Origin of the sequence: Halomonas sp. I5-271120, assembly GCF_030553075.1 — a bacterium.
Taxonomy (GTDB): domain Bacteria; phylum Pseudomonadota; class Gammaproteobacteria; order Pseudomonadales; family Halomonadaceae; genus Onishia; species Onishia taeanensis_A.
On record NZ_CP130701.1, the window covers coordinates 2,338,474 to 2,352,417 of the forward strand.

Here is a 13,944-nt window from a genome sequence, read left to right on the forward strand (position 1 = left end):
GGAGGGGAGCGATTACTCCCCCTGAATGCGAGCCAGCAGGTCGCCGGCCAGGGCGATGGCCTCTGCACGATGGCGAATGTTCTGCTTCTGGTAAAGGCTGCGGATGTGGGTCTTGATGGTGGTGGGGGCTACTGTCAGCTGCTCTGCGATCTGCTCGTTGGATAATCCGGCGTGGATCAGTCCCAGTATCTGCCATTCGCGACGTGTCAGCGGCGATGTGCGAATCAGTTCGGGCACGTCGGGACGGGCGATAATATCGGCGATCTCGGTGTCGTCGAGCATCAGGCGCACCGCGCGACCGAAGTCGCGCTGACGGCCGGCCAGGGCTATCAGGCGTTTGGCCCGCTCTCGCGCCAGGCCATCGAGCTCATCGGTCTCGAGCAGAGCCGTGAGCATTTCTCTAAGCGGCGTGCCCAGACGCAGGAAACTGCCGGTGACGGCCGTGCGCGTGGCCAGTACGAGTGCTTTGGACATATGCGAGAGTGCTGGCCTGCGGTTGCCGCATTGCCATTCCAGAGCCGCCAGGCACAGCTGGTTTCGATTGGTGTCTGTGATCAGCCCGAAGCAACGGGTCTGCTGCTCCAGGGTCATTAATAATGTCCGGGCCTGCTCGGTGTGGCCGAGCAGCATCAGGGCGCGGGCATGATTGCGCACGTTGGCCTGGGCGAAGTGATTGCTGGCGGTGTCGGGTTCAGCGGTGGGCGCTTCTTGCAGCCAGCGGGCAACGGCATCGAGATCGTCGTTGGAGTGCCACCAGGCGAGCAGGGTGGCATGGGCGTTGGCTCGCCAGTCGATATGGTAGTCGCCATCGGCGAGGATTTTGCGAAGACGGCGGATGTGGTCGGCACACTGAACCTGGTCGCCGCGGGCCAGAGCGACCTTGGCGAGGCTTACGTGACATTGCAAGGTCCAGGACTCTCCCTGATTGTCGAGCACGGCGATGCCGTTGAGCGCCGCTTGTTCGGCCTCATCCAGCCGGTGCCATTCCCACAGCAGCTGGCTGCGTATGCGATACAGGAATTCGGCCACAGGCAGGCGGTCGAGTCCGCAGTGTTCGATATGAGCGAAGGCTCGCTCCTGGATATCGAATGCCGCCTGCAGGCGGCCTTGGGCCACCAGGGTCTCTGAATGGTGGCATAGCGCCCAAAGCATCAACTGATCGTCGCCGAGACGCATGGCTTCCTGTTCCACCACATGGATCCGGGTCAGCGATTCTTCCAACTGGCCTTGGACGAATCGCGCTTCACAGAAGATGGCGGCGGCGGACGCTGGCGTGGAGTCCAGATAGCGTGCGGGCAGCGTTAGTGCCTGCTCAGCCAGCGGGGAGGCCCGTTCGGCGTTGCCTCGGTTGATCGCTAATTGAGCACGGAGGGTAGCGAACTCGGCGGCGAGCGCTTGCCAGGGCGGTTCTTCGAGCTGTGCCTCGATCCAGCCGATGGCCCTCTCGGTTCGGTCGTACTGGTACTGGGCATGGGTGACCCAGCCATAAATCAGGGTCAGGCGCGGCGAAGCACTCAGCTTTGGTTCGCCGAGGGTGTCCATGGCTCGTGCCAGCAGGGCGAAGTGGCCCTTGGCCAGTAGGTGAGGGCCATGATCCTCGATCAGATCAGCCAGCGCTTCAGGGTGGTCGGCATTAATGGCCTGGGCAAGCGCCAGGGCTGGTTTGCCCAGAGCCAACCATGCAGTGCCGGCACGGCGGTGCAGCTGGTGCTGGGAGTCAAGGCTCATTTCGTGTCGCCGATGGCACAGGTACTGGGAGAACAGGGTATGAAAGCGACACCACTGATCGTCAGGGGTCAGGCGAAGCAGGAACAGGCCGGCCTGATCCAGGGCCTCTAGACGTTGTGTGACTCGGTCACCTTCCAGCAGTCGTGCCACCAATTGCGGGGAAAAGCGTTCGAGAACACCTAGCTGCAACAAAAGCTGGCGATCGTGATCATCGAGATGTTCCCTCAGCAGGTCATCAAACCAGGCCACAAAGTCTGGATGCGCGCCGCTCAAACGCTCGAGTAGGGCGTCGAAGCCGGCACGAGTGGTGGTGCGCTCGACCAGCCAGTTGAGGGCCATGACCCAACCTTCGGTCAGGCGCAGGGCTCGCTCCAGGCTGACCCGGCTCGGCGGGAAGCTGAGTTGCTCGGCGCAAAGGGTCTGGGCCTCTTCATGGTCGAAGGCCAGTTCCTCGGCGCCGATCTCCTCCAGTTCGCCACGCATGCGCAGCGCCGGCAGGCCAAGGGCTGGCCAGGTGCGCGAGATCAGTGTCAGCGTCAGCCAGGGGGGCTGGTGGCGCAGCCAGTGAGCGAGTCCTGCCAGGATCTCGGGGGCAGAGATGTGCTCGAATTCGTCGATCACCAGCCGGCAGGGAGTAGCCTCGCTAGGCAGTTGTGACAGCCAGGTCTCGATGGCTTCGTCGAAGGCTATATCAGGTGCTTCGGCGAGGTCGCCCAGGGACGGGGGCGATAGCGCGAGATGCTCATGAAAAAGGGTGCTGAGAGCGGCCTCAAAATAGCGCAGGAAGCGAGTGGGGGTATCGTCCTTGGGGTCGAGGCGCAGCCAGGATGCCGGTTGCTCCAAGGCTGGCAAGCGCTCGGCGAGCAGAGTGGTCTTTCCGTACCCTGGTGGAGCATGAATGACCTGCACGCGGATGCGTTCATCGAGCATGAAGTGATCATTGAGACGCTCACGAGCGACCGGTGTGGGCGGTAACGGTGGCGGAGTGAGCTTGTCTGGAATCAGTCGCATATCACACCAGATATAGGCTTAATCGTTATAGATGCCTAGTAGTATGCCTAAACTGATGGACCCGCGAGATACCCTGCGACCAAGGTGGTAGGGTTGGGTCTTTTATTTCGACGCCCCTTCGTTCCACGCTATTAGCGCCGCGAGTCCGTTATGACCGATGCCGTTTCCGCTTCGCCGGAATTTCGTCCGCTTTTGCACTTCACGCCGCCCAAGGGCTGGATGAACGACCCCAACGGGCTTGTGCATCACGCGGGGCAGTACCATCTCTTCTATCAGTATTACCCGCATGACACCGTCTGGGGGCCGATGCACTGGGGACATGCCAGCAGCGGCGATCTGGTGCACTGGACCCATCGGCCGGTAGCGCTCACGCCCGATGAGCATGGTATGTGTTTTTCGGGCAGTGCGGTGGTCGACTGGCAGCATGCCTTCGTGCCGGAATGCGAGATCACCACGGCGCCGCGCAAGGCCGAGTGCGGCACCCTGCGTGCCGACATGATCACGCCCCTGGTGGCCTTCTTCACTCGCCATGTGCCGGGCGGTTCCCCCGAGCGAGACCATCAGTCCCAAGCGATGGCGGCCAGCCGCGATGGTGGTCGCAGCTGGCAGATGCGTGACGCGGCGATCCTCGACAACCCAGGGCTTCAGGACTTTCGCGATCCCAAGGTGTTCTGGCATGCCGAAAGCGAGCACTGGGTGATGATTCTCACCGAGGGGCAGGAGCTTGGCATCTATCGCACCCAGGGCGGCGCTGACTGGGAGAAGGTATCGGTGTTCGGTGCCGAGTACGGCGCCCACGACGAACTGGCCTGGGAATGTCCCGACCTCTTCCCGTTGCCGGTAGACGGCCGAGGCGGCGCCGATCATCAGAGCGGTGCGGAGAGCCTCGAGGAGCGCTGGGTGCTGATGGTCGGCGTGCAGCGCGGTGGCCCTGCCAGGGGCTCCGGCACTCAGGTGTTCATCGGTGACTTCGACGGCATTCGCTTCACGCCCCATCAGGCCCCTGAGACGGTGACCTGGTTCGATCAGGGCGCCGATTGCTACGCGGCCCAGAGCTGGTCGGATCATCCCGGCGAGCGCCTGGTGATCGGCTGGATGAGCAATTGGTTATACGCGCACGAGACACCGACCGGTGACTGGCGCGGGGCGATGACGATTCCCCGGGCGCTGAGCCTTGCTCGTGATGAAGGAGGCAAGGGCTATGAGCTGCGCCAGACGATTCCGGATCGGGTTCGCGATAGCGCCATGGCCCTCGATGCGCTCGTGGTGCCGCGAAAGCCGGCACCCGGCAGCGTACTGGAGCTTGGTGAGGCCGAAGCCGCGTTGGCCGAATTCCGGCTCGACCTCGCACCGGGCGCCGCGGTGGTGCTGCGTCCCTTCGGCGATGACAGCCTGATCTACCGGTTGGAAGGCTTGGACTCGAGCCTTGCGGTGACCGTTGAGCGCACTGCGCCGCGCGATCTTGGCGGTGATCCTTACGGCGACCCATGCGTCAACGACTCGGCCGCGCTGAGCGAGCACTTTCCTCACCGCACCCAGTACCATTTGCCCGCGGGGCCGCGCATCGCCTGTCAGCTGCTGCGTGATCGCTGCTCGGCGGAGCTGTTTATCGATGACGGAAGGTTGGTGATCACTGAGCTTGCCTTCCCAAACGAGGCTCTGCCGATGACGCTGAGCGTTGAGCAGGGCGAGGTCGGCCTCGGCGCCGTCAGCGGTCGGCACTGGTAGGGCGGGGACCGTCAGGACCAGGATAATTGCAGCGTCGCAGGTCCTGGCCTGCGTCACTGAGCATTGTTCATAGGCTCATGTGCTTTCACCGACCAGCAGCTCGAAGCCGACGTCATGCTGGTCGGGGGTTCGAGCGGCGCCCTCGAGCCTTGCAATCACCCGGCGGGCGGCCTCGCGACCGATAGCCTCACGCGGTGAGCGGATGGTGGTCAGGCGCGGGGTGATGCGCTGGCCGATCGGCAGGCCGTTGAAGCCGGCGATGGCGATCTCTTCGGGCACCCGAATGCCCTGTCGCTGGGCGTGCAGGATGGCGCCGGTGGCCAGATCATCGTTGGCGAAGTGGATCGCCGTGGCCTCCGGGTGATGGGCGAGCACCTCTTCCAGCGCCTGGGCGCCGGTCTCGAACTGACCCAGGTGCGCCAGATCCAGCAGCGGTGCCGACAGGCCCTTTTCTTCCAGCACCTCACGGTGCCCCGCAAAACGCAGGCCGGCGCGATAGTCGCGTTCGAGCTGGGCGGCCACATAGACGATCCGGCGATGGCCGCGCGCCAGCAGGTGGCTCGCCATGCAGCGCCCGGCTTCGGCATGATCGAGGCCAATGTTCAGGTCGCGAGCTTCGCCGAGCTCCATGATCTCGGCGATCGGGCGCTCCCAGTTCTCGAGCACGCGCTGGCAGGCCTCGCTGTGACGCAGGCCGGTCAATACCAGCGCCGAGGAAGACCAGCCGAGAAAGGTGCGCACCAGCTCGCATTCCCGGTCCAGGTCGTAGTCGGTGTTGCCGAGCAGGATCTGGTAGCCGTGGCGCTCGAACTCCGTTTGCAGGCCGGCGATCACCTCGACGAAGACGATATTGGCAAGCGACGGCACGATCACCGCGATGAAGCGAGAGTTGGCCGAGGCCAGGCTGCCAGCCAGCATGTTGCGCACATAGCCGACCTTGTCGATGGCCGCCTCGACGGTGGCGCGCGTCGCGGGACGTACCGCCTGCGGCGAGTTGAGCACCCTGGAAACGGTGATCGATGAGACGCCGGCCTCCCGCGCCACGTCAGCAAGCGTCGGCTGCATGACACTCTTGCGGTGGCGTCGTTGTTTGTCGCCCGCCATGGGCTTTCCCTCCTGTGATCAGTCCCTGACTGCTGATGGTTCGATGGCTCGTTCCCTTACTGCTCGCCTCATTCCGTCTCTGTCAGCCGCTTTCTCAGCTGCTTTTTTCAGCTGCTCTCTCAGCTTCTTTTATCCGTCTTTCTCCTTTTCTCTCGGCACCGGGTTTGGCCTTCGATGTGGCCCCCTGCATGGGGCGGTGATCCGGGGCGAGGCGGGTGATTAGACATTGGTCTCGCTTTGTGCGCTGCGTCTTGCTCTGTCCAGAATCCTACTCTAAGAATGAATGGTAGCGCTAACATCAGCACATCGCCAGAGACAGTCAGCGGCCATTTTTGCCCCACTGTTGGCCCCTCTCGGCGAGCGGCCTATTCGCTCATGATCAACTCAGGTAGGAGTCTTCCGTGTCCCCACAAAACGCCTCATCCATCGGTGTCGTCGGCCTTGGTGCCATGGGTCTCGGCTCGGCTACGGCCATGCTCGAGGCCGGTCTGCCGGTCATTGGCTGTGATATTTCGGCCAAGGCCCGCGAGACCTTCGAGGCCCGCGGTGGACGCAGCGTGTCCACCCCCGCCGAGCTTGCCGCCGAGTGCCGCGTGGTGGTGCTGGTGGTGGTCAATGCCGAGCAGGTCGAGAGCGTGCTGTTCGATGCGCCGGCCCCGGGAGAGGCGGCCCTGGCCGAGCGTCTGGCGCCGGGCAGCCTGGTGATGCAGTGCGCCACGGTGGCACCGAGCTATGCCACGGCGCTCGGTGAGCGGTTGGCGGCGCTGAACCTCGAGATGCTCGATGCGCCAATCAGCGGCGGCGCCGCCAAGGCGCGCAGCGGCGATCTATCGGTGATGGCCTCCGGCGCCGAGTCGGCCTACGCCAAAGGCCAAGCGGCGCTCGACGCCATGGCGGCCAAGGTCTATCGCCTCGGCGATGCGCCGGGGCCCGGCTCCAGCGTCAAGCTGGTCAACCAGCATCTGGCCGGCGTGCATATCGCCGCGGCCGCCGAGGCGCTGGCGCTGGGCATCCGCATGGGTATCGACCCCGAGGTGCTGTATGACGTGATCACCCACTCGGCGGGCAATTCCTGGATGTTCGAGAACCGGGTGCCGCATATCCTCAAGGGCGACTACACCCCGCTCTCGGCGGTCGACATCTTCGTCAAGGATCTCAACATCGTGCATCAGACCGGCCGCGAGCTGCGTTTCTCGATGCCGGTGGCGGGCAGTGCCCTGCAGCAGTTCACCGCCGCCAGCGGCGCGGGCTTTGGCCGCGAGGATGACTCGGCGGTGATCAAGGTTTACCAGCGCCTTTCCGGCATCGACCTGCCGGCGGCCAACGACGGCGATGCGGGGGAGGGCCACTCATGAGGCGTGAGCCTGCTCCCAACATCGTCCTCGGCGCGATCGCTGATGATTTCACCGGCGCCACGGATCTTGCCAACAACCTGGTGCGCTCGGGCATGCGCACCCTGCAGGTGATCGGCGTGCCGAGCGCTGCTCTGTCGCTGGAAAATGTCGATGCGGTGGTGGTGGCACTCAAGTCACGTTCCTGCCCCGCGGCGGATGCCATCCGCGATTCCCTGGCAGCCCTCGACTGGCTTCAGGCCCAGGGCGCCCGCCAGGTATTTTTCAAGTATTGCTCGACCTTCGATTCCACCGATGACGGCAATATCGGCCCGGTGGCCGATGCTCTCCTAGATCAGCTGGGCAGCAAGCAGACGGTGATGGTGCCGGCCTTCCCGATCAACGGCCGCACCGTCTATCAGGGCCACCTGTTCGTCGGTGATCGGCTGCTCAATGACAGCGGTATGCAGCATCATCCCTTGAACCCGATGCGTGACGCCGACCTGGTGCGGGTGCTCGCAGGTCAGACGTCTCACCAAGTGGGCCTGCTGAATCGGGCGACCCTTGCCAAGGGGGCGCCGGCGGCCAGTGCGCATCTCTCCGACCTGCAGCAGGCAGGGGGCCGCCATGTGATCTGCGACACCCTGGATGAAAGCGATCTCGAGGTCATCGCCGCGGCTGTGGTCGAGATGCCGCTGGTCACCGGCGGCTCTGGCCTCGGTCAGGCGCTGCCGGCGGAGTATCGCAAGAAGGGCTGGCTTTCACCGGTCGAGAACGCCGGGCGATTGGCGCCGGCCAGCGGCGCGGCCCTGGTGCTTTCCGGCAGTTGCTCACGGGCGACGCTTGGCCAGGTCGAGCACTTTCTCGGCCGCCACGAAGGCCTCGCGCTTGACCCGCTGGCGCTGGCCGAAAGCGACGCGCCGATCGAAGAAGCCCTTAACTTTGCGCGGGCGCGGCTATCCGGTGCGGCCGACGGCCCGGTACTGATCTATGCCTCGGCGGCGCCGCAGGCAGTGGAAGCCGCCCAGGCGAGCCTGGGCGCGGCGCGGGCCGGCGAGCTGGTCGAACGGGCGCTGGCCACTATCGCCCAGACGCTGGTCGCCGAGGGCGTGGGGCGGTTGCTGGTGGCCGGCGGCGAGACCTCCGGCGCGGTGGTCTCGGCGCTGGGCGTTGGCGAGCTGCGCATCGGCGAGCAGATCGACCCCGGCGTGCCATGGACCCAGACACAGGTGGCAGGCCGTGAGGCGCCTCTGTCGCTGGCGCTCAAGTCCGGCAACTTCGGCGGCGTCGATTTCTTCACCCGAGCCTTCGAGGTCCTTAACGAGCAGTCGGCCGCTCGAGAGGAGGGCGCATGAGCACGCGTGATGACAACCGCTTGCGCGAGCAGATCGCGGTCTACGGTAAGTCGCTGTTCGATCGCGGCCTGACCATGGGCTCCAGCGGCAATATCAGCGTGCGCCTCGATGATGGCGGCTGGCTGATGACGCCCACCAATGCCTGCCTTGGGCGGCTCGACCCGGTGCGTATCTCGCGGCTCGACCGCGATGGCCGCCATCTGGATGGCGCCAAGCCGACCAAGGAAAGCGTGCTGCACATGGCGATGTACGGCGAGCGGCCTCAGTCCGAGGCCATCGTGCACCTGCATTCGACTCACTCGGTGGCGGTGTCCTGTCTGCCCGAGGTCGATCCCTGCGACTGCATCCCGCCGCTGACCGCCTACTACGTGATGCGGGTCGGCCGGCTGCCGCTGGTGCCCTATCACATGCCGGGCGACCCGGCGCTGGGTGATGCGGTCAAGGGGCTCGCCGGCAAGCACAGTGCCGTGCTGCTGGCCAATCACGGCCCGGTGGTGGCCGGGAAGTCATTGGAAGCTGCGGTCTATGCCACCGAGGAGCTCGAGGAGACCGCCAAGCTCTATCTGCTGCTGCGTGGCCAGAACCCCCGCGGCCTGACGGATGAGCAGGTGGCCGAGCTCGAGGCGCGTTTTCCTCGCGATTGACGTAGCCCGCCACTGAACACAATGCGGCGCCGCTTGCGCCGGGCGAAATGATCGAAAAGATCGACATAACAGAGAGTAAACAGGAATCGATATGATCCGAGTGGCCGCCAATCTCAGCATGCTGTTCCCGGAACAGGCCTTCATGGAGCGCTTCTCGGCCGCCGCCGCGGCCGGTTTCCAAGGCGTCGAATACCTCTTTCCCTATGTCTTCGATGCCCGGGAACTGCGCTCGGCGCTGGATGACAACGGCTTGCAGCAGGTGCTGTTCAACCTGCCGCCCGGGGACTGGGACGCCGGCGAGCGGGGGCTGGCGAGCCTGCCCGGCCGTGAGGCTGAATTCCGCGATAGCGTCGTTGAGGGTATTCGCTATGCGCAGGCGCTGGACTGTCCGCGGCTACACGCCATGGCGGGCCTGCTGCCTGAGGGCGCCGATGCGGCGACCCGAGACGCGCACCTGGCCACCTATATCGAGAATCTACGCTTCGCGGCCGGAGAGCTTGAGAAGGTCGGCAAGACGTTGCTGATTGAGCCGATCAACGGCCGCGACATGCCGGGCTTCTACCTGCAGCGCCAGGGTCAGGCCCGTGAGGTAGTCGAACGGGTCGGTGCCGACAATCTCAAGGTGCAGTTTGATCTCTATCACTGCCAGATCGTCGAGGGGGACCTGATCCGCAACATGGAGGCGCAGTTCCCGCACATCGGTCACGTGCAGCTCGCCGGGGTGCCGGAGCGTCATGAGCCGGACCTGGGTGAGGTGAATTACCCGGCGGTGCTCGCCCACCTTGATGCGCTGGGCTATCAGGGCTGGGTGGGCTGCGAATACCGGCCGGCCGGCGATACCCGCGCGGGACTCGCCTGGGGTCGCGATTATGGCCTGCACGGCTGAATCCTCGGCGATGCTTTTTCACGACACGTTTTTAACAACCACCAGGTAGCTGACATGCACGTTCTGATCACCGGTGCCGCCGGTTTCCTCGGCCAACGCCTCGTCCACGCCCTCGCCACCTGTCGCGAACTGGACGGTGAGCCGCTCACACGCCTGACCCTGGTCGACCAGGTGGAGGCACCCGCGCCCGAAATTGCAGGCGTCGAGTGCGTCGCTCGGGCCATCGACATCGCCGCTCCCGGTGCACTGGACTCAAGCCTCGACGAGCACCCGGAGGTCATCTTTCACCTCGCCGCGGTGGTCAGTTCGGCCGCCGAGGCCGACCTGGATCTGGGTATCACCGTCAATTTCGAGGCCACTCGGGCGCTGCTCGAGGGCTGCCGGGCCCGCAAGCTATCGGCCACTCGCCTGATCATGGCCAGTTCGGTGGCGGTCTATGGCGGCGACCTGCCGGATGTCGTCGAGGACATGACCGCGCTGACGCCGCAGAGCTCCTATGGCACCCAGAAGGCGATGTGCGAGTTGCTGATTACCGACTACAGCCGCCGCGGCCTGATCGATGGGCGGGTGCTGCGTCTGCCGACCATCGTCATCCGCCCGGGTCGGCCCAATGCCGCGGCCTCGAGCTTTGCCTCGAGCATCCTGCGCGAGCCGCTCAACGGCGAGGATGCCGTCTGCCCGGTGCCCACCGATCTCGAGCTGTTCGTGATGTCGCCGCGCCGGGTCACCGAGGCGCTGATCCACGGCGCCGAGGTAGCCGGCGAGGCCTTCGGCCCCTCCCGAGCCCTGATGCTGCCGGGCATCACGGTGAGCGTCGCCGAGATGCTCGAGGCGCTGCGCGAGATCGGGGGCGACGAGGCACTGGCTCGAGTCCGCCACGAGGCTGACCCGCGCATCGAGGCCATCGTCGCCAGCTGGCCGTCTCGCTTCATCAACGCACGCGCCCGGGAGCTCGGCTTCCAGGGCGATGCCAACCTTCGCGACATCGTCGAGAGCTATCTCGGCGAGCGTGACTGAGTCCTCGATCCCGTCGAGGAACACCCCAGCGTGTCTCTGCAACCCAAGAGGTCATAACAATGAAAGCCAAGTTTGCACGCCACAGCCTGTCCGTTGCCATCGGCAGCCTCACCACCGCTGCCCTGGCGCTCGGCGCCATGAATGCCCAGGCGGCCCAGACCATCAACCTGGGGCATACCCTCTCCGACAGTTCCCACTACTCGGTGGGCGCGGATGCCTTCAAGGAGACCCTCGAGCGACTGAGTGACGGTGAGTTCGAGGTGGTCGAGCATCCGTCCGGCGCCCTGGGTGGCGAGCGGGCGATGATCGAGGGGCTGCAGATTGGCACCGTCGATGTGGTCATCACCTCCACCGGCCCGCTGGGCAACTTCGTGCCGCAGACTTATGTGCTGGATCTGCCGTTCCTGTTCAAGGACTACGATCAGGCCCGCTGCGTGCTGGACGGCGAGATCGGCCAGGATCTGCTCGACAAGATGGGCGAGCATAATCTGGTGGGGCTTGCCTGGTCGGAGAACGGCTTCCGCCACATGACCAACAGCAAGCGTCCGGTGACATCGCCGGAGGACGCCGCGGGACTGAAGATCCGCACCATGGAGAACAAGGTGCACATGGCGGCCTTCGAGCAGATGGGTGTGCATCCGACGCCGATGGCCTTCCCGGAGGTCTTCACGGCGCTGCAGCAGGGCACCGTGGACGGCCAGGAGAACCCCATCACGGTGATCGTGGCGAGCAAGTTCTGGGAAGTGCAGGATAACCTGTCGCTGACCGGCCACGTCTACTCGCCGGCCATCGTGCTCGGCTCGCCGGTGCTGATGGATGGCCTCAGCGAGGAAGAGCAGGGCTGGTTTGAACAGGCCGCTCAGGCCTCTGCCCAGGCCACTCGCGAGGAAGTGTCGCGCCTCGAGCGTGATGGCGTGGAGATGCTTCGCGAGAAGGGCATGACCGTCGAGACCGACATCGACAAGGCGCCGTTCCAGGAAGCCGTCAAGCCCGCCTACCAGATCTACACCGACCAGTACGGCAGCGAGATGCTCGACCGTATCCGTGCCAGCGACTGCTAACGCTGGCGACACCCTGATCCGGCGCCGGGCGGCGCCGGATTTTCCCTAAAGTATGGTGGATGTGATGGTGGAGCTCTTCCTGCGCTTCGAGCGCCTGACCACCCGGATCGCCCTGCTGGCGGCGATCGCGATGCTGATCATCTCGGTCACCCTGGGCTTCTATCAGGTAGTGACCCGCTTCGTGCTGGACGCGCCTTCGACCTGGTCGGAGGTGATCTCCCGCTCGGCGATGATCTGGTGCGTGTTCCTCGGCGCGGCGGCCGGCTTTCGCGGCGGCTTCATGATGTCTGTCGAGGTCATCTACAAGCTGCTGCCTACGCGTCGACTGATCTGGCTCGAGGCCTTCGTGGCCCTGTGCTGCCTGATCGTGTTTCTGGTGCTGGTCCAGTACGGCACGTCCATGACCCTGCGCGTGCGGACGCAAATGCTCTCTGGGCTAGAGGTGTCGATCGCCTGGGCCTATGCGGCCATGCCGGTCGGGGCGGGTTTCGCGCTGATCGCCGTGCTGGCGCGCCTGCTCGCTCAGGTCACCGGTCGCGAGACCATCGGCCCTGAGGAAAGTGAGACCCCCAAGGTCGCGGCGCCCACGCCGGACACCCATTCGCGCTCGGTGCATCAAGCCAGCGCTCCTGAATCAAATACTCCTGAATCAAGTGCTACTCAATCAAGTGCTTCGCGCGATGGCGCGACGGCGCAGACGACCCATCCGCAAGACGAGGTGCGCCCATGAATGCGGCCATTGGTCTGTCGTTGATCATCCTGTTCAGCCTCGGGGTGCCGATCGCCATCTCGATTCTGCTGGCCTCGATCATAGGCATCGAATTCTTCTCGCGTCTGCCGCTGCTGCTGGTGCCGCAGCAGATGTTCGTCGGCATCGACAATTTTCCGTTGATGGCGATTCCCTTCTTCATCCTCGCCGGCAACCTGATGGCCGCCGGCGGGATCTCCCGGCGCCTGGTCGATCTGGCCAAGGCGATGGTCGGCGGCGTGCAGGGCGGCCTGGCCATGACCTGCGTGCTGACCTGCATGATGTTCGCGGCGGTGTCCGGCTCAAGCGTGGCGACTACCTTCGCCATCGGCTCGATCCTGATTCCGGCGATGGTTAAGCACTACTACCCGCGGCCGCTGGCGGCCTCCATCCAGGCCTCGTCGGCCGAGCTCGGGGTGCTGATTCCGCCCTCGATCCCGCTGATCCTGTATGGCGTCAGCACCGATACCTCGATCGGCAAGCTGTTTATCGCCGGCATAGGCCCTGGGCTTCTGATCGGCGGCGCGCTGCTGCTGTTTTTGTACCTCTTCTGCAAGATCCGCGGCTATGGCCTGCGGGACCGTGAGGATCGCCACGATCTGCCCACGGCCTTCAAGCGCGCCTGGGCAGCGATGCTGATGCCGGTGGTGGTGATCGGCGGTATCTACGGCGGCGTCTTCACGCCCACCGAGGCGTCCGCGGTGGCAGTGTTCTATGCGGTGATCGTCGGTGGATTGGTGTATCGCGAGCTGAACATGGACGAGCTGGTGCCGATCCTCAAGCAGAGTGTGATTTCCACTGCTGCGGTGATGCTGATCATTGCGGCCGCAGCCCTGTTCAGCTTCCTGATCAGCCGCTCGGGTCTACCGGCTCAGGTAGCGGGATGGGTGACGCAGGTCTTCGATAGCCCGATCTCCTTCCTGCTGGCGGTGAACGTGATGCTGCTGATCGTCGGGATGTTCATCGAGACCTCGGCGGCGATCCTGGTGCTGGCCCCGATCTTCACGCCGATTGCCGTCCAATACGGCATCGACCCGGTGCACTTCGGCCTGATCGTGGTGGTCAACCTAGCACTCGGCATGTTCACGCCACCGCTTGGCGTCAACCTGTTCGCCGCCTGTGCGGTGGCCAAGCTGTCGATCGACCAGCTGTTGCCCTGGCTGATGCGCTTCGTGCTGGTGGTGCTGGCCTGCCTGATCGCGATTACCTATATGCCTTGGATCTCGCTCGGCCTGGTCGACCTGCTGTACTGACCGCCACCGATCAATCAACGACGAACGACGTAGACATGAGCGCGCAACACTCAGATATAACAACAAGCAAAGGAGAGT

At 64.7% G+C, this 13,944-nt stretch carries 11 protein-coding genes; 9 read left to right on the plus strand and 2 right to left on the minus strand.

Features of this window, described 5'->3' with window-relative positions; genetic code table 11:
• Positions 1–12: 12 nt before the first annotated feature.
• A complete protein-coding gene (malT, locus tag Q2K57_RS10465; protein ID WP_112055165.1) occupies positions 13–2,739 on the minus strand; it encodes an HTH-type transcriptional regulator MalT in 2,727 nt (908 codons plus the stop codon).
• Between the two features lie 150 nt (positions 2,740–2,889).
• Here malT and Q2K57_RS10470 point away from each other — a divergent pair, with 150 nt between their 5' ends.
• On the plus strand, positions 2,890–4,467 hold the full coding sequence (locus Q2K57_RS10470; protein WP_112055166.1) for a glycoside hydrolase family 32 protein: 1,578 nt from the start codon (positions 2,890–2,892) through the stop codon (positions 4,465–4,467).
• Between the two features lie 75 nt (positions 4,468–4,542).
• On the opposite strand, the gene Q2K57_RS10475 is transcribed toward Q2K57_RS10470, so the two are convergent.
• Positions 4,543–5,571 carry a LacI family DNA-binding transcriptional regulator gene (locus Q2K57_RS10475; protein ID WP_112055167.1) on the minus strand — a complete coding sequence of 343 codons (1,029 nt, stop codon included), beginning with the start codon at positions 5,569–5,571 and terminating at the stop codon, positions 4,543–4,545.
• A gap of 449 nt (positions 5,572–6,020) precedes the next feature.
• Between Q2K57_RS10475 and ltnD the strand changes: the two genes are divergently transcribed.
• The 8 genes from ltnD to Q2K57_RS10515 all read left to right on the plus strand — a co-directional run bounded on the left by ltnD (position 6,021) and on the right by Q2K57_RS10515 (position 13,866).
• Positions 6,021–6,926 (plus strand): L-threonate dehydrogenase, encoded by a 906-nt coding sequence (ltnD, locus tag Q2K57_RS10480; RefSeq protein ID WP_112055196.1) that lies wholly within the window; start codon positions 6,021–6,023, stop codon positions 6,924–6,926.
• Complete coding sequence (gene otnK, locus Q2K57_RS10485) at positions 6,923–8,257, plus strand: 3-oxo-tetronate kinase (protein WP_304524990.1); 1,335 nt, start codon at positions 6,923–6,925, stop codon at positions 8,255–8,257. Before ltnD ends, otnK begins: the two co-directional genes overlap by 4 nt.
• Complete coding sequence (gene otnC, locus Q2K57_RS10490; RefSeq protein ID WP_112055169.1) at positions 8,254–8,901, plus strand: 3-oxo-tetronate 4-phosphate decarboxylase; 648 nt, start codon at positions 8,254–8,256, stop codon at positions 8,899–8,901. Before otnK ends, otnC begins: the two co-directional genes overlap by 4 nt.
• Positions 8,902–8,992: 91 nt before the next feature.
• Positions 8,993–9,787 (plus strand): 2-oxo-tetronate isomerase, encoded by a 795-nt coding sequence (gene otnI, locus Q2K57_RS10495; RefSeq protein ID WP_304524991.1) that lies wholly within the window; start codon positions 8,993–8,995, stop codon positions 9,785–9,787.
• A gap of 54 nt (positions 9,788–9,841) precedes the next feature.
• The gene (gene denD, locus Q2K57_RS10500) at positions 9,842–10,804 is read left to right on the plus strand and encodes a D-erythronate dehydrogenase (RefSeq protein ID WP_304524992.1); all 963 of its coding nucleotides are present in this window, start codon (positions 9,842–9,844) and stop codon (positions 10,802–10,804) included.
• A gap of 59 nt (positions 10,805–10,863) precedes the next feature.
• Positions 10,864–11,865: a TRAP transporter substrate-binding protein gene (locus tag Q2K57_RS10505; protein WP_112055172.1), complete on the plus strand. Its 1,002-nt coding sequence runs from the start codon at positions 10,864–10,866 to the stop codon at positions 11,863–11,865.
• Between the two features lie 64 nt (positions 11,866–11,929).
• Positions 11,930–12,595 carry a TRAP transporter small permease gene (locus tag Q2K57_RS10510; protein WP_304524993.1) on the plus strand — a complete coding sequence of 222 codons (666 nt, stop codon included), beginning with the start codon at positions 11,930–11,932 and terminating at the stop codon, positions 12,593–12,595.
• The gene (locus tag Q2K57_RS10515) at positions 12,592–13,866 is read left to right on the plus strand and encodes a TRAP transporter large permease (protein ID WP_304524994.1); all 1,275 of its coding nucleotides are present in this window, start codon (positions 12,592–12,594) and stop codon (positions 13,864–13,866) included. Before Q2K57_RS10510 ends, Q2K57_RS10515 begins: the two co-directional genes overlap by 4 nt.
• Positions 13,867–13,944 lie beyond the last annotated feature (78 nt).

Coding starts and splice junctions, on each gene's coding strand:
- malT (WP_112055165.1), bottom strand. CDS start 2,739: ATGCGACTGATTCCAGACAAGCTCACTCCGCCACCGTTACCGCCCACA.
- Q2K57_RS10470 (WP_112055166.1), top strand. CDS start 2,890: ATGACCGATGCCGTTTCCGCTTCGCCGGAATTTCGTCCGCTTTTGCAC.
- Q2K57_RS10475 (WP_112055167.1), bottom strand. CDS start 5,571: ATGGCGGGCGACAAACAACGACGCCACCGCAAGAGTGTCATGCAGCCG.
- ltnD (WP_112055196.1), top strand. CDS start 6,021: ATGGGTCTCGGCTCGGCTACGGCCATGCTCGAGGCCGGTCTGCCGGTC.
- otnK (WP_304524990.1), top strand. CDS start 6,923: ATGAGGCGTGAGCCTGCTCCCAACATCGTCCTCGGCGCGATCGCTGAT.
- otnC (WP_112055169.1), top strand. CDS start 8,254: ATGAGCACGCGTGATGACAACCGCTTGCGCGAGCAGATCGCGGTCTAC.
- otnI (WP_304524991.1), top strand. CDS start 8,993: ATGATCCGAGTGGCCGCCAATCTCAGCATGCTGTTCCCGGAACAGGCC.
- denD (WP_304524992.1), top strand. CDS start 9,842: ATGCACGTTCTGATCACCGGTGCCGCCGGTTTCCTCGGCCAACGCCTC.
- Q2K57_RS10505 (WP_112055172.1), top strand. CDS start 10,864: ATGAAAGCCAAGTTTGCACGCCACAGCCTGTCCGTTGCCATCGGCAGC.
- Q2K57_RS10510 (WP_304524993.1), top strand. CDS start 11,930: ATGGTGGAGCTCTTCCTGCGCTTCGAGCGCCTGACCACCCGGATCGCC.
- Q2K57_RS10515 (WP_304524994.1), top strand. CDS start 12,592: ATGAATGCGGCCATTGGTCTGTCGTTGATCATCCTGTTCAGCCTCGGG.